The 22,537-nt window shown below is 60.8% G+C and carries 19 protein-coding genes; 11 read left to right on the top strand and 8 right to left on the bottom strand.

Annotation, left to right across the window (positions count from 1 at the left end; translation table 11 throughout):
• Positions 1-221: 221 nt before the first annotated feature.
• The 6 genes from HU759_RS00550 to aspA form a co-directional block, all read right to left on the bottom strand.
• Entirely contained in the window at positions 222-1,313 is a 1,092-nt protein-coding gene (locus tag HU759_RS00550; RefSeq protein ID WP_099550236.1) for a polyamine ABC transporter substrate-binding protein, read from the bottom strand.
• On the bottom strand, positions 1,310-2,344 hold the full coding sequence (locus tag HU759_RS00545) for a histone deacetylase family protein (protein ID WP_017135788.1): 1,035 nt from the start codon (positions 2,342-2,344) through the stop codon (positions 1,310-1,312). Before HU759_RS00545 ends, HU759_RS00550 begins: the two co-directional genes overlap by 4 nt.
• Before the next feature lie 132 nt (positions 2,345-2,476).
• Positions 2,477-3,463, bottom strand: coding sequence for an AraC family transcriptional regulator (locus HU759_RS00540; RefSeq protein ID WP_138450578.1), 987 nt, complete (start codon positions 3,461-3,463; stop codon positions 2,477-2,479).
• Positions 3,464-3,513: 50 nt separating this feature from the next.
• On the bottom strand, positions 3,514-4,491 hold the full coding sequence (locus HU759_RS00535; RefSeq protein ID WP_138450576.1) for an asparaginase: 978 nt from the start codon (positions 4,489-4,491) through the stop codon (positions 3,514-3,516).
• Positions 4,492-4,567: 76 nt separating this feature from the next.
• Positions 4,568-6,010, bottom strand: coding sequence for an alanine/glycine:cation symporter family protein (locus HU759_RS00530; protein ID WP_138450575.1), 1,443 nt, complete (start codon positions 6,008-6,010; stop codon positions 4,568-4,570).
• A gap of 392 nt (positions 6,011-6,402) precedes the next feature.
• On the bottom strand, positions 6,403-7,827 hold the full coding sequence (gene aspA / locus HU759_RS00525; RefSeq protein ID WP_138450573.1) for an aspartate ammonia-lyase: 1,425 nt from the start codon (positions 7,825-7,827) through the stop codon (positions 6,403-6,405).
• A 182-nt stretch (positions 7,828-8,009) separates the two neighbouring features.
• Between aspA and HU759_RS00520 the strand changes: the two genes are divergently transcribed.
• From HU759_RS00520 to HU759_RS00500, 5 genes are all read left to right on the top strand, one after another.
• Complete coding sequence (locus HU759_RS00520; protein ID WP_043048142.1) at positions 8,010-8,918, top strand: LysR substrate-binding domain-containing protein; 909 nt, start codon at positions 8,010-8,012, stop codon at positions 8,916-8,918.
• Between the two features lie 350 nt (positions 8,919-9,268).
• Positions 9,269-9,760 carry a 5-(carboxyamino)imidazole ribonucleotide mutase gene (gene purE, locus HU759_RS00515; RefSeq protein ID WP_003195648.1) on the top strand — a complete coding sequence of 164 codons (492 nt, stop codon included), beginning with the start codon at positions 9,269-9,271 and terminating at the stop codon, positions 9,758-9,760.
• Between the two features lie 12 nt (positions 9,761-9,772).
• Positions 9,773-10,858 (top strand): 5-(carboxyamino)imidazole ribonucleotide synthase, encoded by a 1,086-nt coding sequence (locus tag HU759_RS00510; RefSeq protein WP_017135794.1) that lies wholly within the window; start codon positions 9,773-9,775, stop codon positions 10,856-10,858.
• Between the two features lie 105 nt (positions 10,859-10,963).
• Complete coding sequence (locus HU759_RS00505) at positions 10,964-11,209, top strand: GlsB/YeaQ/YmgE family stress response membrane protein (protein ID WP_058424295.1); 246 nt, start codon at positions 10,964-10,966, stop codon at positions 11,207-11,209.
• Positions 11,210-11,287: 78 nt separating this feature from the next.
• Positions 11,288-11,824: a DUF3299 domain-containing protein gene (locus tag HU759_RS00500; protein ID WP_017135795.1), complete on the top strand. Its 537-nt coding sequence runs from the start codon at positions 11,288-11,290 to the stop codon at positions 11,822-11,824.
• Positions 11,825-11,916: 92 nt separating this feature from the next.
• Here the strand turns inward: HU759_RS00500 and HU759_RS00495 are convergent, their stop codons facing one another.
• On the bottom strand, positions 11,917-12,816 hold the full coding sequence (locus HU759_RS00495; RefSeq protein WP_170036670.1) for a D-hexose-6-phosphate mutarotase: 900 nt from the start codon (positions 12,814-12,816) through the stop codon (positions 11,917-11,919).
• 58 nt (positions 12,817-12,874) lie between these two features.
• Positions 12,875-13,279, bottom strand: a complete 405-nt coding sequence (locus tag HU759_RS00490; RefSeq protein WP_003176975.1) for an acyl-CoA thioesterase — start codon at positions 13,277-13,279, stop codon at positions 12,875-12,877.
• A 458-nt stretch (positions 13,280-13,737) separates the two neighbouring features.
• On the opposite strand from HU759_RS00490, the gene HU759_RS00485 reads away from it, so the two are divergent.
• The 6 genes from HU759_RS00485 to phoU all read left to right on the top strand — a co-directional run bounded on the left by HU759_RS00485 (position 13,738) and on the right by phoU (position 22,502).
• Positions 13,738-15,027 carry an MFS transporter gene (locus HU759_RS00485; RefSeq protein ID WP_017135797.1) on the top strand — a complete coding sequence of 430 codons (1,290 nt, stop codon included), beginning with the start codon at positions 13,738-13,740 and terminating at the stop codon, positions 15,025-15,027.
• A 330-nt stretch (positions 15,028-15,357) separates the two neighbouring features.
• Positions 15,358-16,344: a phosphate ABC transporter substrate-binding protein PstS gene (locus HU759_RS00480; protein WP_017135798.1), complete on the top strand. Its 987-nt coding sequence runs from the start codon at positions 15,358-15,360 to the stop codon at positions 16,342-16,344.
• 521 nt (positions 16,345-16,865) lie between these two features.
• Positions 16,866-18,899, top strand: coding sequence for an ABC transporter permease subunit (locus tag HU759_RS00475; protein WP_170037024.1), 2,034 nt, complete (start codon positions 16,866-16,868; stop codon positions 18,897-18,899).
• Positions 18,900-18,914: 15 nt separating this feature from the next.
• Complete coding sequence (gene pstA, locus HU759_RS00470) at positions 18,915-20,585, top strand: phosphate ABC transporter permease PstA (RefSeq protein WP_017135800.1); 1,671 nt, start codon at positions 18,915-18,917, stop codon at positions 20,583-20,585.
• Between the two features lie 210 nt (positions 20,586-20,795).
• On the top strand, positions 20,796-21,629 hold the full coding sequence (gene pstB / locus HU759_RS00465) for a phosphate ABC transporter ATP-binding protein PstB (protein ID WP_017135801.1): 834 nt from the start codon (positions 20,796-20,798) through the stop codon (positions 21,627-21,629).
• A gap of 111 nt (positions 21,630-21,740) precedes the next feature.
• Entirely contained in the window at positions 21,741-22,502 is a 762-nt protein-coding gene (phoU, locus tag HU759_RS00460; protein WP_016971674.1) for a phosphate signaling complex protein PhoU, read from the top strand.
• Positions 22,503-22,537 lie beyond the last annotated feature (35 nt).

Raw genomic sequence — 22,537 nt, 5'->3', positions numbered from 1 at the left:
GTGAGCAGCGCTATCCGTGCATCCGGACGCGGTGTGTTGGTGGGCGTGGTGCTTGAAGCGGAGGCGTTCATGATGAGGCTTCCCTGTCTGGCCGTTTGGTGGAACTAGCCTGAGGTAAAGGCCAGGCGTTCCATGCCAGGGCGCGGCCACACAGAGAGGCGGTGCTTAGATAGGCCCACCTTCACGAGCGCATTTGAAGGCGCCCGTCAAACCAAGGTGCTTCAGGTGCCGGATTTGATTTTGGTCCAGGCCCTTGTTCTGGCGCGTTCGGCTTTGCTGTCCAGAGGTTTAAGGGTGTAGAGCGTGGCCATGGCGGTGTCGGTCGGATACAAGTTGGGATTGTGGCGAATGGCAGGGTCGACGCTCTCGGTAGCGTCCTTGTTCGGATTGGGATAGCCGACAAAGTCACTGATGGGCGCGATCACTGTGGGTTGCAGCAGGTAGTTGATGAAGGTGTAGGCGTCGTCCGGATTTTTAGCGCCTTTGGGGATGGCGAGCATGTCGAACCAGATCGGCGCGCCCTCCTTGGGTAGACGCATGTCCACGGTCACGCCATTTTTGGCTTCTTTGGCACGGTTGGCGGCCTGGGAGAAACTGCCTGAATAACCCACCGCCACACAAATATCACCGTTGGCGATATCGGCCATGTACTTGGAGGAGTGAAAGTAGGTGATGTAGGGGCGGATCTTCATCAGCAGCGCTTCGGCCTTGTCGTAGTCCTTGGGATTGCTGCTGTTGGGGTCCAGGCCCAGGTGCTGCAAGGCCAGTGGCAGGATCTCGGAGGGCGAGTCCAACAGCGCCACACCACATTGCTTGAGCTTGCTGATGTTCTCTTCCTTGAAGATCAGATCCCAACTGTCTACCGGCGCATTGTCGCCCAGGGCGGCCTTGACCTTGGCCGGGTTGAAGCCAATGAGGATGGTGCCGTACATGTAAGGCACGGCGAATTTATTGCCGGGGTCGTTGGCTTCGATCAGCTTCATCAGCTTGGGGTCGAGGTGGTTCCAGTTTGGTAGCTTGCTGCGGTCCAGCGGCTGGAACACGCCGGCTTCGATCTGCTTGGCCAGGAACACGTTGGACGGTACCACCACGTCATAGCCGGAATTGCCGGTGAGCAATTTGGCTTCCAGCGCTTCGTTGGTGTCGAAGATGTCGTAGACCAATTTGATCTTGGGGTTCTGCGCCTTGAAGTCTTCCAGGGCTTTGGGCGTGATGTAGTCGAACCAGTTGTAGACCTTGAGGGTTTTCTCTTCGGCGTGGGCCGCGCCACCGATGACGGCGGCGCAGAGGACGAGTGACTTGAGCCTGTTCATTGGGCTGCTCCTTCAAAACCTTCGAGGACGTTGACGGCGTTGATGCCGATTTCTTCCACTGCGTAGCCGCCTTCCATCACAAACAGCGTGGGCTTGCCCAGCCGGGCGATGCGCGCGCCCATGGCCAGGTAGTCCGGGCTGTCGAGCTTGAACTGCGAGATAGGGTCGTCCTTGAACGTGTCCACGCCCAGGGACACGACGATGATGTCGGCGCCGTAGCGCTCGATCTGGGCGCAGGCTTCTTCCAGTGCGGCACTCCAGGCTGCCCAACCGGAACCGGCCGGCAGTGGATAGTTGAAGTTGAAGCCTTCGCCTTCACCTTCGCCCAGCTCGTCGGCATAGCCCAGGAAGAACGGAAACTCTGCTTCCGGATGGCCATGAATCGAGGTGAACAACACGTCGCTGCGTGCGTAAAAAATCGACTGGGTGCCGTTGCCGTGGTGGTAATCCACATCCAGGATCGCGACGCGTTTGTGGCCTTGGTCGAGGAAGGCCTGGGCGGCAATGGCGGCGTTGTTGAGGTAGCAATAACCGCCCATCAAGTCGCCCGCAGCATGATGCCCAGGTGGGCGGCACAGGGCGAAGGCACTGTGGGCGCCGCTCTGGATTGCTCGTTGCGCCGTGAGGGCCACTTGCGCCGCGCTGTAGGCCGCTTGCCAGGTGCCGGCGGTAATCGGCGCGCCGCCGTCGAAACTGTAATAGCCCAACTGGCCATGCAGGCTTGTGGGGATCACCCGGCGCAGCGTGCGCGCGGGCCAGGTGTAGGGCAGCAAGTCGCCCTCCTGGCCGTACTCGGTCCAGCGCTGCCAGGCGCCTTGGAAGAAGTCGAGGTAGTCGTGGCTGTGGATACGCTGCAGCGGTGCCAGGCCGAAATCCTGCGGCGCGTGTACCGGGCCCAGTTCGCGGTCTTTGACCCGTTGCAACACGTGGTCGGCGCGCGAGGGCATTTCAAAGCAGGGCATCAGTTGCCCGTCCATCAATTCACAGCGGCCATGGTGCAGGTGGTGATCGTCCGAGTAGATCGTCAGCATTTGTTGTTCTCCGCAGGCTGTATCGGTGGAGCCAGTCTTGCGGCGGGCGTGCTTTAAGAGAACGGCAGGAGCGGCCAAAAGGGGATAATTATGGCCAAATTATCTGTCCTGAATTCGCCCCTCAATGAAGCATCATGCGCGAAATTGGCTCGGCGCCACGCCACTCCAACGCACAAAGGCATGCCTGAAACTTGCCGTTTCGCTGAAGCCCAGTGCCTCGGCAATCCGGTAAATCGGCCAGTGGTCCTCAGCCAGCAGTTGCTTGGCGCGCTCGAAACGCAGCTCGTCCAGCAGCTCCTGGTAGCTGCAGCCCAGGTCATGCAGATGCCGGCGCAGGGTGCGTGCCGAACAGTTCATCTGCTCGGCCAAGCCCTCCAGGCCCGGCGCGGCGTTGAGCTGTGCGGCGAGCAGCTGGCGAATTCTGCCGAGCCAGGCCTGGCGCCCGGTGAACTCCAGGTTTTGTTTGCGGCAACGCTCGGCCATCGCCTGGTGAGTAATGGCGTCGGCCAGGGGCAGCGGCTGGTCCAGCCAGTGTTTGTCGAAGGCAAAGGCATTGGCGGTGGCCTGAAATTGCAGCGTGCAGGGGAAGCGCTCGGCGTAGCGCATGCGATAGTCGGGGGCATCATGTTCAAAGCGCGCAGCCAGTAAGGGCAGAGGCTGGCCGAGCAGGTCGTCGCAGATCACTTTCAATGACGCCAGGCACAGCTCGACGTTGAACATTTCCAGGCTGGGGTTTTCCCGATAGTCGCCGGCGGTGAACCAGATTCGCTCACCGTCCTCTTCAAGGCTCAACTCGAACAGTGTTCCCAGCAGCGCCGGATACCGCAGGGCCAAGCGTAATGCGTCACCAAAGGTGGCACTGGTGAGCAGGGCGTAACCGAGCATGCCGTAGGCCGACACATGCATTTGTGCGCCCAGCTCCAGGCCGACATCGCGGCGCAGGGCCACGGCATTGGCGCACACGCGCATTTCCTGATTGGTGGTGATGCGCGTGTCGGCCCGGCTCAAGTCCGCCGCACAGATGCCGCTGCCGGCCAGCAGCGCCTCGTGCGGCAAGCCTTTGAAGGTGTTAAGCACCAGCGAAACAGCATTGAGGGTGGTGAGGTGGGAATGCAGCATGGAAACTTCCAGCCAGGGGATGGCTGGAAGTGGAGCAAGTTACATGCCGGTCAGCTCAGTTCGCCGCACAGGTCCAGTTCCACCAGGCGGCGCACTTCACTGGCCTCAAGCCCGGCGCCGAGCAGGGCATTGAGCTTGCCGAACGCCGCTTCACGGGTCATGCCGCCACCGGACAGCACGCCCACGCCGCGCAGGCGGCTGCCGGCTTCGTACACGTCCAGTTCCACGCCGCCTTCATGGCATTGAGTGATTGCCACGACGGTTACACCCAGTTCCTGCGCACGCTTGAGGCTGGCGAGAAAATCAGGGTTATCGCTCGGCCCGGTGCCGCTGCCGAAGCATTCCAGCACCAGCGCCTGGATGCCGCTGTCGATCAACGCGTTCAGTTGCGCGGCAGCGATGCCCGGCACCAGCGGCAACACGCCGACATTGGCCAAGGCTTTGGGCTGGCGGTAATGCAGGGCGGCCGGGATCATGTCGGCCTGGGCGACGCCGCCATTGCGCTGCAGGGCCGCAAACGGGTGGCGACCGAAGCTGCGGATTTTCGCGCAACGGGTCGGTGCCATCAGCGCGCCGTGGAAGTACAGCTGCACGCCCGGCGCCAGGCCTTCGCCCAAGGCTGTCAAGGCGCCGCTCACGTTTTCCCAGGCATCGCTGTCGGGCACGCCGGCCGGCAGCATGGAGCCGGTGAAGACTACCGGCGCCGGCAGGCCCAGCAGTTGAAAACTCATGGCTGCCGCGCTGTAGGCCAGGGTGTCGGTGCCGTGCAGGATCAGCACCGCATCGCAGCCTGCGTCCACGGCCTCGACCACGGCGCTGCGCAGATGCTGCCAGTAAGTGGGCGTCATGTTGGCGCTGTCGATCAGCGGCGACATCTCTTGAAAGCGCCAGATGGGCACTGCTGCATCGGTGAGCTGTTCGCGCATGCGCGCCTCAAAACCCGACGCAGGCGCCAGGCCGTTGGCGCTGGCCTGCATGCCAATGGTGCCGCCGGTGTAGAGCACCATCACGTTGTTAGCTGGTTGCATGAAAAATCTCCTGAACGAAAAACGCCGCCGGGCCCAGAGCATGCCCAAGGCCGGGCGGCGTGTCATCTAGCGGTGATTAACGTTGCGCTTGAGCGCTCAGTTCAGCCGAGGTGACTTCTGCCTTTGCCGGGTTGGCCGGCCAGGCCTTGCGGTCCAGGTCCAGGTCAGGGAACTGGCTGGAGTCGAACACCGGCGTCTTGATGCCTGCGGCACGCTGGTTGTCGTAGTCATTGAGGATGCGCATGGCAATCTTGAACAGGAACGCCAGGGCGAACAGGTTGACGAACGCCAGCAGGGTCATGGTGATGTCGGCGAAGGCGAACACGGTGCTCAGGTTCTCGATCGAACCCCAGAAAATCAGCACCAGCACCAGCGCACGGTAGCCCATCAGCACCTTGCGGTTGTTACCCACCAGGAAGCGCAGGTTGCTCTCGCCGAGGTAGTAGTTGTACATGATCGAGGTGAACACGAACAACGCCAGGGCCACCGAGATGAACATCCGGCCCCAGTCACCGACCACCGCCGCCAGGGAGTTCTGGGTCAGGGCAATGCCGTCGCCTTCAAAACCTGGGGTGTAGAAACCGGAGAGCAGGATCAGCAACGCGGTGCAGGTACAGATCACGAAGGTGTCGAGGAACACGCTGAACGCCTGCACCACGCCTTGGGCGATCGGGTGTTCTACCGAGGCCACTGCCGCCACGTTAGGCGCACTGCCCAGACCGGCTTCGTTGGCGAACACGCCGCGCTTCACACCCATGATGATCGCGCTGCCCACCAGGCCACCGAAGGCTTGGTCGAGGCCGAAAGCGCTTTTGACGATGGTCGCGAGCATGGCCGGCACGTGGTCGAATTGCAGCACGATCACGTACAGGGTCACAGCGATGTAGACCAGGGTCTTGACCGGCACCAGCAGGTCGGCAATCGAAGCGATGCGCTTGATCCCGCCGATAAACACCAGGCCCAGCAATACCGCCAGCGCCAGGCCGGTGTAGGTGGTGTCCAGGCCAAAGGCGTTGTTCAGCGAGTGAGTCACGGCGTGGGCTTGCAGGCCGTTGAAGGCGAAACCGAAAGTCACCAGCAACAGGAACGCCATGACCATACCCAGCCAGCGCTTCTGCAAGCCGTGCTGGATGTAATACGCCGGGCCGCCACGGTAGGTGCCCTCGGCATCGGTGCGCTTGTACAACTGGCCGAGGGAGCACTCGATAAAGCTCGAGGACATGCCCACCAGCGCGGTGACCCACATCCAGAACACGGCACCCGGGCCACCCAGGGTCACGGCAATGCCGACACCGGCGATGTTACCGGCACCCACGCGGCCGGCCAGGCTGAGCATCAGCGCCTGGAAGGAACTGAGCTGGCCGGCGCTGCTCTTCAGGCTGTCTTTGAACACCGAGAACATGTGGAAAAAGTGACGCAACTGTACGAAACGCGAGCGGATCGTGAAATAACCGCCGAGCCCGACAATGAGCACGATCAGTACTTTCCCTGAGAGGAAGTCGTTGATGACTTCGAGCATGGAGTGTTCCTCGCTGATTTTTCTAATGGCAAACGCAGGACGGTCCGACGCGTCGCTCAGCACCAGGCAGTGCACGACGCTTCGCCCCAATCCTTTTGCGGGTGTTGTTATTCATGCGCTTTCGCGATGTCTGCGGGCCTCGTTACCGACGGCCGCAGACGCGAAGAGGGGCGGCACTATACCTAGGCGAGCGTGATCCGTCTGCACGGGGCGATTAAAGGTTTCAGCCAGGCGGTTGCAGGCAAGGAGGGTTTGCAGGGCGATATTGGATTTTTTATGGGCGTCATTTCACAACCTTGGGGCAAAAAAAAGGGCCTGAAGAACGAGCCTTCAGGCCCTCAAAAGGTGAGAGGTGTCTAGTCCCTCAACCTGGTGAGCGGTGCATCAAACGCTTAGGCCTTCAGCGGGACCAAACGTGGAGCAATCATGTTTTCGGGGCGCAGGATGTCGTCGAGCATGGCGTCGTCGAGCAAGCCTTCTTCGCGCACCAGTTCCAGCACGCCGCGGCCGCTTTCGAGGGCGATACGCGCAATGCGGGTGGCGTTTTCATAGCCGATGTACGGGTTCAGCGCGGTGACCAGACCGATGGAGTGTTCCACCAGTTCGCGGCAACGGGCTTCGTTGGCGGTGATGCCGACGATGCAGTGTTCGCGCAGCATGTCCATGGCGCGTTGCAGCAGGCGGATCGAGTCGAAGATCTTGAAAGCGATCAGCGGCTCCATCACGTTCAACTGCAGTTGGCCGCCTTCGGCTGCCATGGTCAGGGCCAGGTCGTTACCGATAACCTGGAACGCAACCTGGTTCACGGCTTCCGGGATCACCGGGTTAACCTTGCCGGGCATGATCGAGCTGCCTGGCTGGCGTGCCGGCAGGTTGATCTCGTTGATGCCGGTGCGTGGGCCGCTGGACAGCAGACGCAGGTCATTGCAGATCTTCGACAGCTTCACCGCAGTACGCTTGAGCATGCCGGAGAACAGCACGAAAGCGCCCATGTCGGAGGTGGCTTCGATCAGGTCGGCAGCCGGAACCAGCGGCTGGCCGCTGATCAGCGCCAGGCGTTGTACGGCCAGGGCCTGGTAACGCGGGTCGGCGTTGATGCCGGTGCCGATGGCGGTGCCGCCCAGGTTCACTTCGGTCAGTAGCTCTGGCGCCAGTGTTTTCAGGCGAGCCAGGTCTTCACCCAGGGTGGTGGCGAAGGCGCGGAATTCCTGGCCGAGGGTCATCGGCACGGCATCTTGCAATTGGGTACGGCCCATTTTCAGCACGTGGCCGAACTCGATGCCTTTGGCGGCGAACGCCTGGATCAGGCTGTCGAGGCTGGCCAGCAGCGCGTCATGGCCCAGCAGCAGACCCAGGCGGATCGCGGTTGGGTAGGCGTCGTTGGTCGACTGCGCCATGTTCACGTCGTTGTTGGGGTGCAGGTACTGGTACTCGCCCTTGTTGTGGCCCATGGCCTCCAACGCGATGTTGGCGATGACTTCGTTGGCATTCATGTTGGTCGAAGTGCCAGCGCCGCCTTGAATCATGTCCACCACGAACTCTTCGTGGAAATCGCCGCGGATCAGACGGGCACAGGCTTCGCTGATGGCAGCGTGCTTGGCTTCGCTGAGCTGGCCCAACTCGCGGTTGGCGTCAGCGGCTGCTTGCTTGACCATTGCCAGGCCGACCACCAATTTCGGGTAATGCGAAATCGGAACGCCCGAGAGGCGGAAGTTGTTCACCGCTCGCAGGGTCTGGATGCCGTAATACGCTTGAGCCGGTACTTCGAGTACGCCAAGCAGGTCTTTTTCTGTGCGGAATGATGCAGCGGAGGACATGACGGAAATCATCTCGATATGGACCCGGAACAGGCCGGAACGCTGCGAATGCTAGGCTTGTAGAAGTTTTTGGGCCAATGCTGTTCAGCACTGGCCTATGCACAAACGGCATAATGTTGATGTGACCCGGTTATCATGGCGGGCGTGTGTGCCAAAATGGTGCGTGTCCGTGGGAGGAAGCGATGAACCTTGAGAGCAAATGGCTGGAAGACTTCAGCGCCCTGGCGGCAACCCGCAGCTTTTCCCAGGCAGCGGAGCGGCGCTTTGTCACCCAGCCAGCGTTCAGCCGGCGTATCCGTAGCCTTGAAGCCGCGTTGGGCCTGACGTTGGTCAACCGTTCGCGCACGCCCGTCGAGCTGACGGCGGCGGGGCAGCTGTTCCTGGTCACCGCGCGCACGGTGGTCGAACAGCTCGGTGAAGTGCTGCGCCATTTGCATCACCTGGAAGGTGGGCAGGGCGAAGTCATGCAAGTGGCGGCCGCGCACTCCCTGGCATTGGGCTTCTTCCCGCGCTGGATCGCGCAACTGCGTAACGAGGGCCTTAACATCGCGACCCGACTGGTCGCCACCAACGTTGGCGATGCAGTGCACGCCCTGCGCGAAGGCGGCTGCGACTTGATGCTGGCGTTCTACGACCCGGATGCGGCCATGCAGATGGACGCGGAAATCTTCCCGTCGCTGCACCTGGGCAACACCGAGATGCTCCCGGTGTGCGCCGCCGACGCCGACGGCAAACCGCTGTTCGACCTGGAGGGTGAGGGCAGCGTGCCGTTGCTGGCCTACAGTGCCGGCGCCTTTCTCGGGCGCTCGGTAAATTTGCTGCTGCGCCAGCGCGCCCTGCGTTTCACCACCATTTACGAAACTGCCATGGCAGACAGTCTCAAGAGCATGGCCCTTGAAGGCTTGGGTATCGCCTGGGTGCCGCAGTTGAGCGTGCGTGCCGAACTGGCACGTGGCGAACTGGTGGTGTGCGGCGGCCCGCAATGGCATGTGCCGCTGGAGATTCGTCTGTATCGCTGCGCGTTGGTGCGCAAGGCGAACGTGCGGCTGCTGTGGCGCAAGTTGGAAGGCGGGGCTGCACAAAGCACCTGAGCGCAATGCAGATCAACTGTGGGAGCTGGCTTGCCTGCGATGCAGGCGCCTCGGTACATCAGCCATAAGTGAGGTGATGCTATCGCAGGCAAGCCAGCTCCCACATTGACCCTTTTTCTCAGGGGAAATTTGCGCCGGTTTCGCTGACTCGGAAGTCAATAAAACCGCCGCTTTGCGCCGTAAGACAGATGGTCATTCCAGGGGCTGTTTATCTGGATTATTACGGTATACTGCGCGGCCTTCGGCCGGTCCAACCGGCCTTAATTCGTACACCAAGCCACGCCGGATTTCCCGCGTGGCTTGTTGTTTTTTGACGCGCCTGCGGGCGCCCAGAGAGAAGAGGCACGACGATGAGTGCATTGGTTGGCGTGATCATGGGCTCCAAGTCCGATTGGTCCACCCTTAGCCACACCGCCGATATGCTGGAAAAACTCGGCATTCCGTATGAAGTGAAAGTGGTCTCTGCCCACCGCACCCCGGATTTGCTGTTCCAGTATGCCGATGAAGCAGAATCCCGTGGCATCGAGGTGATCATCGCCGGTGCCGGCGGTGCGGCGCACCTGCCAGGCATGTGTGCGGCCAAGACCCACCTGCCGGTGCTCGGTGTGCCGGTGCAGTCGTCGATGCTCTCGGGCGTGGATTCGCTGTTGTCCATCGTGCAGATGCCGGCCGGTATTCCGGTGGCTACATTGGCAATCGGCAAGGCCGGCGCGATCAACGCTGCGTTGCTGTCCGCCAGCATCCTGGGCGCCAAGCACCCGCAGTTCCATGCGGTGCTGAAAAAATTCCGTGCTGAGCAGACAGACAGCGTGCTGGACAATCCAGACCCACGTATCGCCTGAAGGTATTGATTGATGAAAATCGGTGTAATCGGTGGCGGCCAACTGGGTCGCATGCTGGCCTTGGCGGGCACCCCGCTGGGGATGAACTTCGCTTTCCTGGACCCGGCGCCGGACGCCTGTGCCGCTGCCCTGGGTGAACACCTGCGCGCTGACTACAGCGACCCGGACCATCTGCGCCAACTGGCCGATGAAGTCGACCTGGTGACCTTCGAATTCGAAAGCGTCCCGGCCGAAACCGTGGCCTTCCTGTCGCAGTTCGTGCCGGTGTACCCGAGCGCCGAAGCCTTGCGCATCGCGCGTGACCGCTGGTTCGAGAAGAGCATGTTCAAGGACCTGGGTATCCCGACCCCCGCCTTCGCCGATATCCAGTCCCAGGCGGACCTTGACGCCGCCGTTGCCAGCATCGGCCTGCCAGCCGTGCTCAAGACCCGCACCCTGGGTTATGACGGCAAGGGCCAGAAAGTCCTGCGCACTGCTGCCGATGTGGTCGGCACTTTTGCCGAACTGGGCAGTGTTGCCTGCCTGCTGGAAGGCTTTGTGCCGTTCACCGGTGAAGTTTCTCTGATCGCTGTGCGCGCCCGTGACGGCGAGACCCGCTTCTACCCGTTGGTGCACAACACTCACGACAGCGGCATTCTCAAGCTGTCCGTAGCCAGCACCGACCACCCGCTGCAGGCCCTGGCCGAAGACTATTCCAGCCGCGTGCTCAAGCAGCTGGATTACGTCGGCGTGATGGCGTTCGAGTTCTTTGAAGTCGACGGCGGCCTCAAGGCCAACGAAATCGCCCCGCGCGTGCACAACTCCGGGCACTGGACCACCGAAGGTGCCGAGTGCAGCCAGTTCGAAAACCACCTGCGGGCGGTGGCGGGCTTGCCGCTGGGTTCCACAGCGAAGGTCGGCGAGAGCGCCATGCTCAACTTTATCGGCGCAGTCCCGCCGGTAGAAAAAGTCATCGCCATTGATGACTGCCACCTGCATCACTACGGCAAGGCTTTCAAGGCCGGGCGTAAAGTTGGCCACGCCAACCTGCGTTGCAAGGACCGTGCGACCCTTGAGGCGCAGATCCTCAAGGTCGAAGCATTGATCGCCGAGCAATAACCTTGAGGGCGGCGGGAACCATTGGTTATCGTCGCCTCTCTGATTGCAGGACGCTAAAGTCTGACTAGGCTTTTGTGTAGTTCACATCATTCAGAGGGAAATGCCATGGGTATCATCGGAACCATCTTTATCGGCTTGATCGTCGGCCTGCTGGCTCGTTTCCTCAAGCCTGGCGACGACAGCATGGGCTGGATCATGACCATCCTGCTGGGTATCGCAGGTTCCCTGGTCGCCACCTACGGTGGTCAGGCCCTGGGCATCTACCAGGCGGGTCAAGGCGCGGGCTTCCTCGGCGCGCTGATCGGCGCCATCGTGCTGTTGGTGATCTACGGCCTGCTGAAAAAGAAATGATCTAAGCGACAAAGCCCTCTGCGCTGCGCAGGCGCAGAGGGCTAGAATGCTCGGCATCTGAACTTGCCGAGCTTTTTCATGCGCCGTCTTTTATTCACACTCCTCCTGTTGGGCTCAGGCCTGGCGCACGCCGGTGAACTGCCGGAAACCGATTGGCTCGACTTGATGCCGCTTTCAGACCAGAAAGCCCTCGAGGCCATGCCCGAGATCGACCACAACTCCCCCGAAGCCCAAGGCACCTTCACCGACAAAGGTGGCTTGAAGCAGAGCAAAGGCTTGCCGGCGGTAATGTACTCGACCAAGACCGTGGCCGCCATGAACGGCAAGAACATCCGCATCGGTGGCTACCCGGTACCGTTGGAAACCGACGCGAAGGGCCGCAGCACCCTGTTTTTCCTGGTGCCGTACCCAGGCGCCTGCATCCACGTGCCGCCACCGCCGCCTAATCAGTTGGTGCTGGTGCGTTATCCCAAGGGGCTGAAGCTGGATGATATCTACACGCCGCTGTGGGTGACGGGCACGTTGAAGGTGGAGAAGGTCAACAATGACCTGGCAGATGCGGCGTATGCGCTGGATGCGGGGAAGGTCAGGGTAGTGAAAGAGTCCGATCTCTAGATCATGACGCAGAACCCAATGTGGGAGCGGGCTTGTGTGGGAGCAGGCAAGCCAGCTCCCACACAAGCGTGCTCACACATGTTGATTGGTTTTTACAGGGCGATACTGTTGATGCTCACGCCCAAAGTATGGCTTTGACCCGGCGCCAAGCTCACCACATCATCCAGCACATTCGCCGTTTCGATGCACAGCATGCCCTGCCAGCCATCATCGGCCATGTCGTCAAACGCCTTGGCGCGTTCGGTCCATGGGTTCCAGATCACGGTCGAGCTCGAACCCTGGCTGGTGAGCTGAATGCGGCGCTGCCAATCCTTATCGACAATATCCAACTGCGCCGGAGTATCCAGGTAGATACGATCAGTCTCGGCACTGAAGTGCAGCAGGCCGGACTGCTTCTTCTCGGCCCAGCCATCGGCGGTGTCGATATACGCCAGCCCATCCAGCCCTTCGACCTGCACCTTGCGTACGTCACTCACGGCGAAGTAAGTGTGCAGCGCCTGGCTGAGGGTCACGGTGTCGGTGCCACGGTTGTGACTGGTCAGGCGAATATGCAGTTGATCGTCCAACAGCAGGCTCAGTGTCAGGTCGACCTGATGCGGCCAGCCGGGGAAGCCGCCCTCGGGAACCGGCAGCACCAAATCCACCCGTAGCGCCTGGCCTTCGAGTTCGCTCGCAGCCAACTCCCACTGTGCCGTGCGCACAAAACCATGGGCACCGGCCGGTTGCTCGCTCTGGCGCATTGCCTTGACGCTCTGCGGGTTGCGGTCAAACACGCCAAACCATGGCCAGCATACCGGCACGCCGGTACGGATGCCTTTGCCTTGCTTGAACACCGCCGCAGGGTTTGGCCATATCAGCGGCTGCTCGCCCTTGCGCTGGTAACTGAAGATGTGCGCGCCCTGTTGGGCCACCATCAATTCAGCGCCGTTGTGGCGAATGCGCCAGCAGTCCAGTTCGTCGATTTTTACGCTTTCAACGTGGGGCACAGGCATACGAAGCACTCTTTAATGGCAGGCAATGGGGCAATTGACCGTCAAAACCCGACGAGGTTTAACGCGCGCGCGACGGTACCGAGCGCGTGCGGCCGCTGCCATCGATGGCGACGAACACGAACACCGCCTCGGTAACTTTGCGCCATTCACTGGACAGCGGGTCGTCGCTCCACACTTCGACCATCATCTGGATCGAGCTACGGCCAATTTCCAGGGCTTGGGTATAGAAGGACAATTGCGCACCGACGGCGACCGGCACCAGAAAGGCCATGCGATCAATGGCCACGGTAGCCACGCGGCCGCCGGCGACCTTGCTGGCCATTGCCGTGCCTGCCAGGTCCATCTGCGCGACCAGCCAGCCGCCAAAAATATCGCCAAAACCATTGGTTTCACGTGGCAATGCGGTGATTTGCAGGGCGAGATCGCCTTGCGGGATAGGATCTTCTTGTTCGAGTTCGATCATGCCAAGGGTGCCTCTGACCCGTAACGCTTCATGGGTGTTTCAAGTGGATAGCCGTCTTCGGGAAAAACGTTTCAGCACCAACATACACCGCTCGATACGTTTCTCGTAAGGCGCACTAAAGGGAAACTCTGCCAAAACGGCTGGGTGGCACCCAACGACGTTTTGGCACAGCAGCCCCTCAAGACAGCGGGTTTGGCGCTTGCAAGGGCCGAGTATATCGAGACGCTGGCGCCGCGACGACCTCCCGGCGCTCATTTGGTCGGCAAATCGCGGCTGTTATGCGGCTTTTTCGCGCAACTGTGTTTCTGATTGCAGGGAAAGCGCACGAATGGGGAATATTTCGCCCATTTGAACTGTGATTCGGTAGACGCTGTGCTTTTTCAAACGATTTGCTATCTTGCCAAACCTGCCGCAAGTCCCGGGCTTGCTGTTCTGATTACTATAAGAGAAGCCTTGCCATGTCCTCCGTGCCCGCAAGCAGCGCGCAACCTTCGCGCCCGCTGACCCGCAACGACTACAAAACCCTTTCGCTGTCTGCCTTGGGCGGGGCGCTGGAATTCTACGACTTCATCATCTTCGTGTTTTTCGCTACCGTGGTCGGGAAGCTGTTTTTCCCCGTCGACATGCCCGAATGGCTGCGCATGATGCAGACCTTCGGCATCTTCGCCGCCGGTTACCTGGCACGCCCGCTGGGCGGCATCATCATGGCGCACTTCGGTGACCTGCTGGGCCGCAAGAAAATGTTCACCCTGAGCATCTTCATGATGGCCGTGCCGACCCTGATCATGGGCCTGCTGCCGACCTACGCACAGATCGGCCTGTGGGCGCCGCTGCTGTTGCTGCTGATGCGCGTCATCCAGGGCGCCGCCATTGGCGGCGAAGTACCTGGCGCCTGGGTGTTTGTCTCCGAACACGTGCCGCCGCGCCACATCGGCTATGCCTGCGGCACCCTGACCAGCGGCCTCACCGCCGGTATCCTGCTGGGTTCGCTGGTGGCTACCGCCATCAACACCCTCTATACCCCGGAGCAGGTCTCGGATTACGCGTGGCGTATCCCGTTCCTGCTGGGGGGGGTGTTCGGCCTGCTGTCGGTGTACTTGCGCCGTTGGCTGCACGAAACACCGATCTTCGCTGAGATGCAGCAGCGCAAAACCCTGGCTGCCGAGTTGCCATTGCGCGCGGTATTGCGTGACCACCGTGGCGCCATCGTGCTGTCGATGCTGTTGACGTGGTTGCTGTCGGCGGGTGTGGTTGTGGTCATCCTGATGACCCCGACCGTGCTGCAAACCGTCTACCACTTCAGCCCGACGGTTGCGCTGCAAGCCAACAGCCTGGCGATCGTTACGCTGAGCCTGGGCTGCATTGCGTCCGGCGCGCTGGCTGACCGTTTTGGTGCCGGTCGCGTTTTGGTCACCGGTTGCGCGTTGCTGCTGGCCACTTCCTGGACGCTGTATCACAGCCTGATGGCCCACCCGGACTGGTTGTTCCCGCTGTACGCGTTGACCGGCCTGTTTGTGGGCACCATCGGTGTAGTGCCTTACGTGATGGTGAAAGCATTCCCGCCAGTGGTGCGTTTCAGCGGTTTGTCGTTCTCCTATAACGTGGCCTACGCCGTATTTGGTGGTTTGACGCCACTGGCGGTATCGCTGCTGATGAAGGAAAGCCCGATGGGGCCTGCTTACTACGTGGCTGTCCTGTGTGTAATGGGGATGGCGGTGGGCGGCTACCTGTGGAAGCGCGGGCGCTGAATGATCGTTCCCACGCTCTGCGTGGGAATGCCGGCCTGGACGCTCTGCGTCCGCTTTTGAAGGTCGTGACGCAGAGCGTCACTGGATGCGTTCCCACGCAGAGCGTGGGAAGGATCAATGCCAGCAACGATTACAGAGTGTTTCCGAAACATCGCTCCAGCCGCCTAAACCTCCTCGCAAGCCCCGGATTTATTGCACTTCCCCCTTCCTGTCAGGTTTTTCATAAATACTGGCCTTTCATCTAATTGTCATATTCCAGACATAGAGTGTTCACACGGCCTACCGATACTTGGCCCCGATCCAACTATCCCTATCTGCTAGGAGCAAGGCATGAAACTGAAACGTTTGATGGCGGCAATGACTTTTGTCGCTGCTGGCGTTGCGACCGCCAACGCGGTGGCCGCTGGTGTTGATCCGGCAATCCCGGCTTACGTTAAGACCACTGGTGTGTCGGGCAACTTGTCCAGCGTCGGTTCCGATACCTTGGCTAACCTGATGACCCTGTGGGCCGAGGGTTACAAAAAGGAATACCCGAACGTCAACATCCAGATTCAGGCTGCCGGCTCCGCCACTGCACCTCCTGCGCTGACTGAAGGCACCTCCAACCTGGGCCCGATGAGCCGCAAGATGAAGGACACCGAACTGGCGGCCTTCGAGCAGAAGTACGGCTACAAGCCAACCGCTATCCCGGTTGCCGTGGATGCCCTGGCTGTGTTTGTGCACAAGGACAACCCGATCCAGCACCTGACCATGGAACAAGTCGACGCGATCTTCTCCTCGACTCGTCTGTGCGGCGCTAAAGCCGATGTTAAAACCTGGGGCGACCTGGGTGTGACCGGCGACCTGGCCAACAAGCCGGTTCAGTTGTTTGGTCGTAACTCGGTATCCGGCACCTACGGCTACTTCAAAGAAGAAGCCCTGTGCAAAGGCGACTACAAGCCAAACGTGAACGAACAACCAGGCTCGGCTTCGGTCGTGCAGTCGATCAGCTCCTCGCTGAACGGCATCGGTTACTCGGGCATCGGCTACAAAACTGCTAGCGTGAAGACCGTGGCCCTGGCCAAGAAAGGCAGCACTGACTTCATCGAAGACAGCGAAGAAAACGCCCTGAACGGTAAATACCCGCTGTCGCGTTTCCTCTACGTGTACGTCAACAAAGCCCCGAACAAGCCTCTGGCCCCGCTGGAAGCTGAGTTCGTGAAACTGGTTCTGTCCAAACAGGGCCAGGAAGTAGTAGTGAAAGACGGTTACATCCCACTGCCAGCCAAAGTTGCCGCCAAGGCACTGGCTGACCTGGGCCTGAAAGAAGGCAACTAAGCCTGCAATACCGGTGTAGCAGCGGGCCCTGTGGAAGCGGGCTTGCTGTGGCGAGGGAGCTTGCTCCCGTTCGACTGCGTAGCAGTCGCAAGCCTTGGGGGCGCTTCGCCCCCCAGCGCAAGCAAGCTTGCTCGCCACAGTAACCCCTTACTCTTCAAGCCCGTCTACACCTCTAATTCTTTAATCCGCTGCCAGCCCTGCTACGCGGCGGATTTCTTGCGTCACTGCATTGTCATCTTTCTGTCATACAGGATCGCTAGGGTGTGCGCATGAATGATCTGGCCAATTCCACCATGACGACGACTTCTCCCCCCAAGCGTATTGATTTCAATACGCCTGAGCTGCAACGCAAGCGCCGCATTCGCGCGCTCAAAGATCGCCTGACCCGTTGGTATGTGTTGATCGGCGGCCTCGCCGTGCTCGGCGCAATTACCCTGATCTTCTTCTTCCTGGCTTATGTCGTTGCACCTTTGTTCCAAGGTGCTTCGCTGACCAAGGAAGACGCGCTGACACCCGCCTGGATGCAGGACGCCGGCAAGCCGTTGATGATCTCCCTCGAAGAACAGAACCAAGTTGCCATGCGGGTTTCCGACAAGGGCCAGGCGCTGTTCTTTGATGTGAGCACCGGTGCCGAGCTCAAACGTGTCGACCTGCCTTTGCCTGCTGGCGCCACTGTGGTCTCGATCGGCAAGGACCAGCCAGGCAGCCCGTTGGTGATCCTCGGTTTGTCCAATGGCCAGTCCCTGGTGTTCCGCCACACTTATAAAGTGTCGTACCCGGACGGCAAAAAGACCATTACGCCGGCCATTGAATACCCCTACGGCGAAACGCCCATCGTCCTCGACGAGCAGGGCCGCCCGCTGGAGCACGTCGCCCTCAACGCCACTGACTCGTCGCTGGTGGTTGCAGGTTCCGCGGGTTCGTACTTGAACGTACTGAGCCTGAGCCGCGAAGAAAACATGATGACCGGTGAAGTCACCAGCGAGCAGAAGCGTATCGAGCTGCCGCAAATGACCGAACCGGTGAAGGCAATCTTCATCGACCCACGCCAGCAGTGGTTGTATGTGATCAACGGTCGTGTGCTCGCCGATGTGTTCAGCCTGCGCGACAAGAGCCTCAACGGTCGTTACAAACTGCTGGAAGACGGCAACGCCGAAATCACTGCCAGCACCCAGCTGGTGGGCGGTATCTCGCTGATCGTCGGTAACTCCAAGGGCGGCCTGGCCCAATGGTTCATGGCCCGTGACCCGGACGGCGAGCAACGCCTGAAGCAGATCCGCACCTTCCAGATGGGCACCGCGCCAATCGTTGAAATCACCGCCGAGGAGCGTCGCAAAGGCTTCACCGCCCTGGACGCATCCGGCAAGTTCGGCGTGTTCCACAGTACCGCGCACCGCACGCTGCTGGTCGATCCGGTGGTGGATGGCCAAGGCCTGTTCGGCATGTCGCCACGCGCCAACCGCGTGATCGTCGAAGCCGGCGGCAAGCTGCAACCGCTGCTGCTCGACAACCCGCACCCGGAAGTGTCCTGGAGCGCGCTGTGGAGCAAGGTCTGGTACGAAAACTACGACGAGCCTAAATACGTCTGGCAATCGACCGCCGCCAACACCGACTTCGAACCCAAAATGAGTTTGGCCCCGCTGACCTTCGGTACCCTGAAGGCTGCGTTCTACGCCATGTTGCTGGCGGCGCCACTGGCAGTTGCCGCGGCAATCTACACCGCTTACTTCATGGCCCCGAGCCTGCGCCGGAAGGTCAAGCCGGTGATTGAACTGATGGAAGCGATGCCGACGGTGATCCTCGGCTTCTTCGCCGGCCTGTTCCTGGCGCCTTATGTAGAAGGGCACTTGCCGGGGATTTTCAGCCTGCTGATGTTGCTGCCGATTGGCATCCTGGTCGCCGGGTTTGTCTTCAGCCGCCTGCCTGAATCGCTGCGCCTGCGCGTTCCGGATGGTTGGGAAAGTGCGATCCTGATTCCGGTGATCCTGTTTGTGGGCTGGCTCTCGCTGTACATGAGCCCGTACCTGGAGACCTGGTTCTTTGGCGGCGACATGCGCATGTGGATCTCCCACGACCTGGGCATCACCTACGACCAGCGCAACGCCCTGGTCGTCGGTCTGGCCATGGGTTTTGCGGTGATCCCGAACATCTACTCCATCGCCGAAGACGCCGTATTCAGTGTGCCGCGCGGCCTCACCCTGGGCTCATTGGCCCTGGGCGCCACGCCATGGCAGACCATGACCCGCGTGGTGATCCTGACCGCGAGCCCGGGCATCTTCTCCGCACTGATGATCGGCATGGGCCGCGCAGTGGGTGAAACCATGATCGTGCTGATGGCCACCGGCAACACCCCGGTGATGGAGATGAACCTGTTCGAAGGCCTGCGCACATTGGCGGCCAACGTTGCGGTGGAGATGCCTGAGTCGGAAGTCGGTGGCAGTCACTACCGCGTGCTGTTCCTCTCGGCGCTGGTGCTGCTGCTGTTCACCTTCATCATGAACACCCTCGCCGAGCTGATCCGTCAGCGTCTGCGCAAGAAATACTCGTCGCTTTAAGAAAGGTAGAAGTCTGTGAAACAGAACTCCCTGAATGGATGGTTCAAGAGCGGCGCCCCCGGCGTCTGGATCAGCGGTGGCGCGGTGTCCATCGCGGTCATCATGACCATTGGTTTGCTGGCCGTGATTGCCGTGCGTGGTCTGGGCCACTTCTGGCCGGCCGACCTGATCCAGGCCAACTACAGCGTGCCTGGCCAGGAAAACCATATCGTCATCGGCGAAGTGGTGCAGAAGGAAGAAGTGCCGCGCGAACGCCTGAAAAGCGCGGGCCTGCCGGTGCCGGACCAAGGCCCGGAATTCATGACCCGCGAGCTGATCAAGGTCGGTAACCGCGACTTGAATGGCAACGACTTCACCTGGATCGTCGGCGAGTGGTTGAAAGACCAGACCACCCCGAAGAACCTGATGGCCATCGAGCGTCGTGAGTGGGGCAACTTCTACGGCACCCTGGTCAACGTCAAGCAAGATGGCAAGGTGATCGCCGAAGGCGAAGCCGCATGGCCGGAGCTGCAAGCCCGCGTCGATCGTGTGAACAAGTTGGCGGCCCAGCTCAAGAGCCTTGAGAAAACCGACATCGGCGCGATCAACGCTGGCCTGGAACGCATCCGCCTGCACGGGCGCAAGCTGGAGCTGGAAGGCAAGCTCGACGCTGCCGCCCAGGCCGACATGGACTCCGGCCGCGCCGAGCTGAATGCCCGTTACCAGGACATCGAAGCGCGCCTGGCCGACCTGCACACCCAGTTCAACCGCGACAGCCTGACGGCCCGCGACGGCAACGGCAAAGAAATCGAAATCGGCATCGGCAAAGTGGTGCACGCCTACCAGCCGAACGCCATGGGCACCCTGACCAAGGTGGGTTTCTACTTCAGCAAGGTCTGGGAATTCTTGAGCGACGACCCACGGGAAGCCAACACCGAAGGCGGGATCTTCCCGGCCATCTTCGGCACCGTGATGATGACCCTGATCATGGCGATGATCGTGACCCCGTTCGGCGTGCTGGCGGCGGTGTACCTGCGTGAATACGCCAAACAGAACACCCTGACCCGCATTATCCGTATCGCGGTGAACAACCTGGCCGGCGTACCGGCCATCGTTTACGGCGTGTTCGGCCTGGGCTTCTTTGTGTATGTACTGGGTGGCTCGGTCGACCGTTTGTTCTTCGCTGAAGCTCTGCCGGCGCCGACCTTCGGTACGCCTGGCCTGCTGTGGGCTTCGCTGACCCTGGCGCTGCTGGCGGTGCCGGTGGTGATCGTGGCCACCGAAGAAGGCCTGGCGCGGATTCCTCGTACCGTGCGTGAGGGTTCCCTGGCACTCGGCGCAACCAAGGCGGAAACGCTGTGGAAGATTGTGCTGCCGATGGCCAGCCCGGCGATGATGACCGGCATGATCCTCGCCGTGGCCCGTGCCGCCGGTGAAGTGGCGCCGCTGATGCTGGTGGGTGTGGTGAAACTGGCACCGTCGCTGCCGCTGGATGGCAACTACCCGTACCTGCACCTTGACCAGAAGATCATGCACCTGGGCTTCCATATTTATGACGTTGGCTTCCAGAGCCCCAACGTCGAAGCCGCACGACCGCTGGTATACGCCACCGCCTTGCTGCTGGTGCTGGTGATCGCCACGCTCAACCTGTCGGCGGTGTGGATTCGTAACCACCTGCGCGAAAAATACAAGGCGCTGGACAGCTAAAGCGATCCCCTGTGGGGCCGGCTTGTGTGGGAGCTGGCTTGCCTGCGATAGCATCATCGCGGTGTGGCTGACACACCGCGGTGCCTGCATCGCGGGCAAGCCCAGCTCCCACACAAGCCAGCTCCTCAAGGGTCCAGAGACAGACACAGATTTTTGAGTAAACCGCCCCGGCGGTTCAACCAAACGAATTGGTAGCACAGGGAGCATCCCATGCAACATGAAACCCATACCCACGGCATCAACATGTCGGCCCTGGGTCGCGACAAGCAGAGCCTGAGCCTGGCCCAGGAAACCGTGGCCATCGAAGTTCCGGGCCTGAGCCTGTACTACGGTGAAAAGCAGGCGCTGTTCGACGTCAGCATGAACATCCCCAAGCAGCGCGTGACCGCCTTTATCGGCCCGTCCGGCTGCGGCAAGTCCACGCTGCTGCGCACCTTCAACCGCATGAACGACCTGGTTGACGGTTGCCGCGTAGAAGGCGCGATCAACCTGTACGGCACTAACATCTACCGCAAGGGCGAAGACGTGGCCGAGCTGCGCCGCCGCGTGGGCATGGTGTTCCAGAAGCCGAACCCGTTCCCCAAGACCATCTACGAAAACGTGGTGTATGGCCTGCGCATCCAGGGCATCAACAAAAAACGCATCCTCGACGAAGCCGTTGAGTGGGCCTTGAAAGGCGCGGCGCTGTGGGACGAGGTTAAAGACCGCCTGCACGACTCGGCACTCGGCCTGTCCGGCGGCCAGCAGCAGCGTCTGGTGATCGCCCGCACCATCGCCGTGGAGCCGGAAGTGTTGCTGCTCGACGAACCCTGCTCGGCACTCGACCCGATCTCGACGCTGAAAGTCGAAGAGCTGATCTACGAACTCAAGTCCAAGTTCACCATCGTCATCGTGACCCACAACATGCAACAGGCGGCGCGGGTTTCCGACTACACCGCGTTCATGTACATGGGCAAGCTGGTGGAGTTCGGCGACACCGACACCTTGTTCACCAACCCGGCGAAGAAGCAGACCGAAGACTACATCACCGGTCGTTACGGCTAGCCCCAGCTGCAAGCCGCAAGTTTCAAGCGGCAAGTGGAAGCAGTTTGATCAACGACACACATCAGCTTGCAGCTTGTAGCTTGCGGCTTACAGCTTTTGCGGAGCAAACCCATGATTAGCAAAGAAGGCCTTACCCACCACATCTCCGCGCAGTTCAACGCCGAGCTTGAGGAGGTGCGCAGCCACCTCCTGGCGATGGGCGGGCTGGTGGAGAAGCAAGTCAACGATGCCGTTACTGCGTTGATCGAGGCCGACTCTGGCCTGGCCCAGCAAGTGCGCGAGATTGATGACCAGATCAATCAGATGGAACGCAATATCGATGAAGAATGCCTGCGCATTCTGGCCCGTCGCCAGCCGGCGGCCTCCGACCTGCGTTTGATCATCAGCATCTCCAAGTCGGTGATCGATTTGGAGCGCATCGGCGACGAAGCCACCAAAATCGCCCGCCGCGCTATCCAGCTGTGCGAAGAAGGCGAGGCGCCACGCGGTTACGTGGAAGTGCGCCACATCGGTGACCAAGTGCGCAATATGGTGCGCGATGCGCTGGACGCTTTCGCCCGCTTCGACGCCGAATTGGCGTTGTCGGTGGCGCAATACGACAAGACCATCGACCGCGAATACAAGACCGCACTGCGCGAGCTGGCCACCTACATGATGGAAGACCCGCGCTCTATCTCGCGGGTCTTGAACATCATCTGGGTATTACGTTCCCTGGAACGGATCGGCGACCACGCGCGCAATATCTCGGAATTGGTGATTTACCTGGTGCGCGGCACCGACGTGCGGCACATGGGCCTCAAGCGCATGAAAGCCGAAGTTGAAGGCACGGCCGATCAAATCCCTAATGTTCCGGGCGAAACTGACGATAAGTAAGGTTGCCCGAGACATTAACGCCCGGCCTTTGGTCG

It is taken from the genome of Pseudomonas sp. OE 28.3 (assembly GCF_014268205.2).
GTDB classification, from domain to species: domain Bacteria; phylum Pseudomonadota; class Gammaproteobacteria; order Pseudomonadales; family Pseudomonadaceae; genus Aquipseudomonas; species Aquipseudomonas edaphica.
Note: the sequence above shows the minus strand (reverse complement) of the source record. Positions and strands in the feature narration are given on the sequence as shown.

Bases quoted from the DNA above. Each gene is read 5' to 3' on its own strand.
- HU759_RS00550 (WP_099550236.1), bottom strand. From the start codon at position 1,313: ATGAACAGGCTCAAGTCACTCGTCCTCTGCGCCGCCGTCATCGGTGGC.
- HU759_RS00545 (WP_017135788.1), bottom strand. From the start codon at position 2,344: ATGCTGACGATCTACTCGGACGATCACCACCTGCACCATGGCCGCTGT.
- HU759_RS00540 (WP_138450578.1), bottom strand. From the start codon at position 3,463: ATGCTGCATTCCCACCTCACCACCCTCAATGCTGTTTCGCTGGTGCTT.
- HU759_RS00535 (WP_138450576.1), bottom strand. From the start codon at position 4,491: ATGCAACCAGCTAACAACGTGATGGTGCTCTACACCGGCGGCACCATT.
- HU759_RS00530 (WP_138450575.1), bottom strand. From the start codon at position 6,010: ATGCTCGAAGTCATCAACGACTTCCTCTCAGGGAAAGTACTGATCGTG.
- aspA (WP_138450573.1), bottom strand. From the start codon at position 7,827: ATGTCCTCCGCTGCATCATTCCGCACAGAAAAAGACCTGCTTGGCGTA.
- HU759_RS00520 (WP_043048142.1), top strand. From the start codon at position 8,010: ATGAACCTTGAGAGCAAATGGCTGGAAGACTTCAGCGCCCTGGCGGCA.
- purE (WP_003195648.1), top strand. From the start codon at position 9,269: ATGAGTGCATTGGTTGGCGTGATCATGGGCTCCAAGTCCGATTGGTCC.
- HU759_RS00510 (WP_017135794.1), top strand. From the start codon at position 9,773: ATGAAAATCGGTGTAATCGGTGGCGGCCAACTGGGTCGCATGCTGGCC.
- HU759_RS00505 (WP_058424295.1), top strand. From the start codon at position 10,964: ATGGGTATCATCGGAACCATCTTTATCGGCTTGATCGTCGGCCTGCTG.
- HU759_RS00500 (WP_017135795.1), top strand. From the start codon at position 11,288: ATGCGCCGTCTTTTATTCACACTCCTCCTGTTGGGCTCAGGCCTGGCG.
- HU759_RS00495 (WP_170036670.1), bottom strand. From the start codon at position 12,816: ATGCCTGTGCCCCACGTTGAAAGCGTAAAAATCGACGAACTGGACTGC.
- HU759_RS00490 (WP_003176975.1), bottom strand. From the start codon at position 13,279: ATGATCGAACTCGAACAAGAAGATCCTATCCCGCAAGGCGATCTCGCC.
- HU759_RS00485 (WP_017135797.1), top strand. From the start codon at position 13,738: ATGTCCTCCGTGCCCGCAAGCAGCGCGCAACCTTCGCGCCCGCTGACC.
- HU759_RS00480 (WP_017135798.1), top strand. From the start codon at position 15,358: ATGAAACTGAAACGTTTGATGGCGGCAATGACTTTTGTCGCTGCTGGC.
- HU759_RS00475 (WP_170037024.1), top strand. From the start codon at position 16,866: ATGCAGGACGCCGGCAAGCCGTTGATGATCTCCCTCGAAGAACAGAAC.
- pstB (WP_017135801.1), top strand. From the start codon at position 20,796: ATGCAACATGAAACCCATACCCACGGCATCAACATGTCGGCCCTGGGT.
- phoU (WP_016971674.1), top strand. From the start codon at position 21,741: ATGATTAGCAAAGAAGGCCTTACCCACCACATCTCCGCGCAGTTCAAC.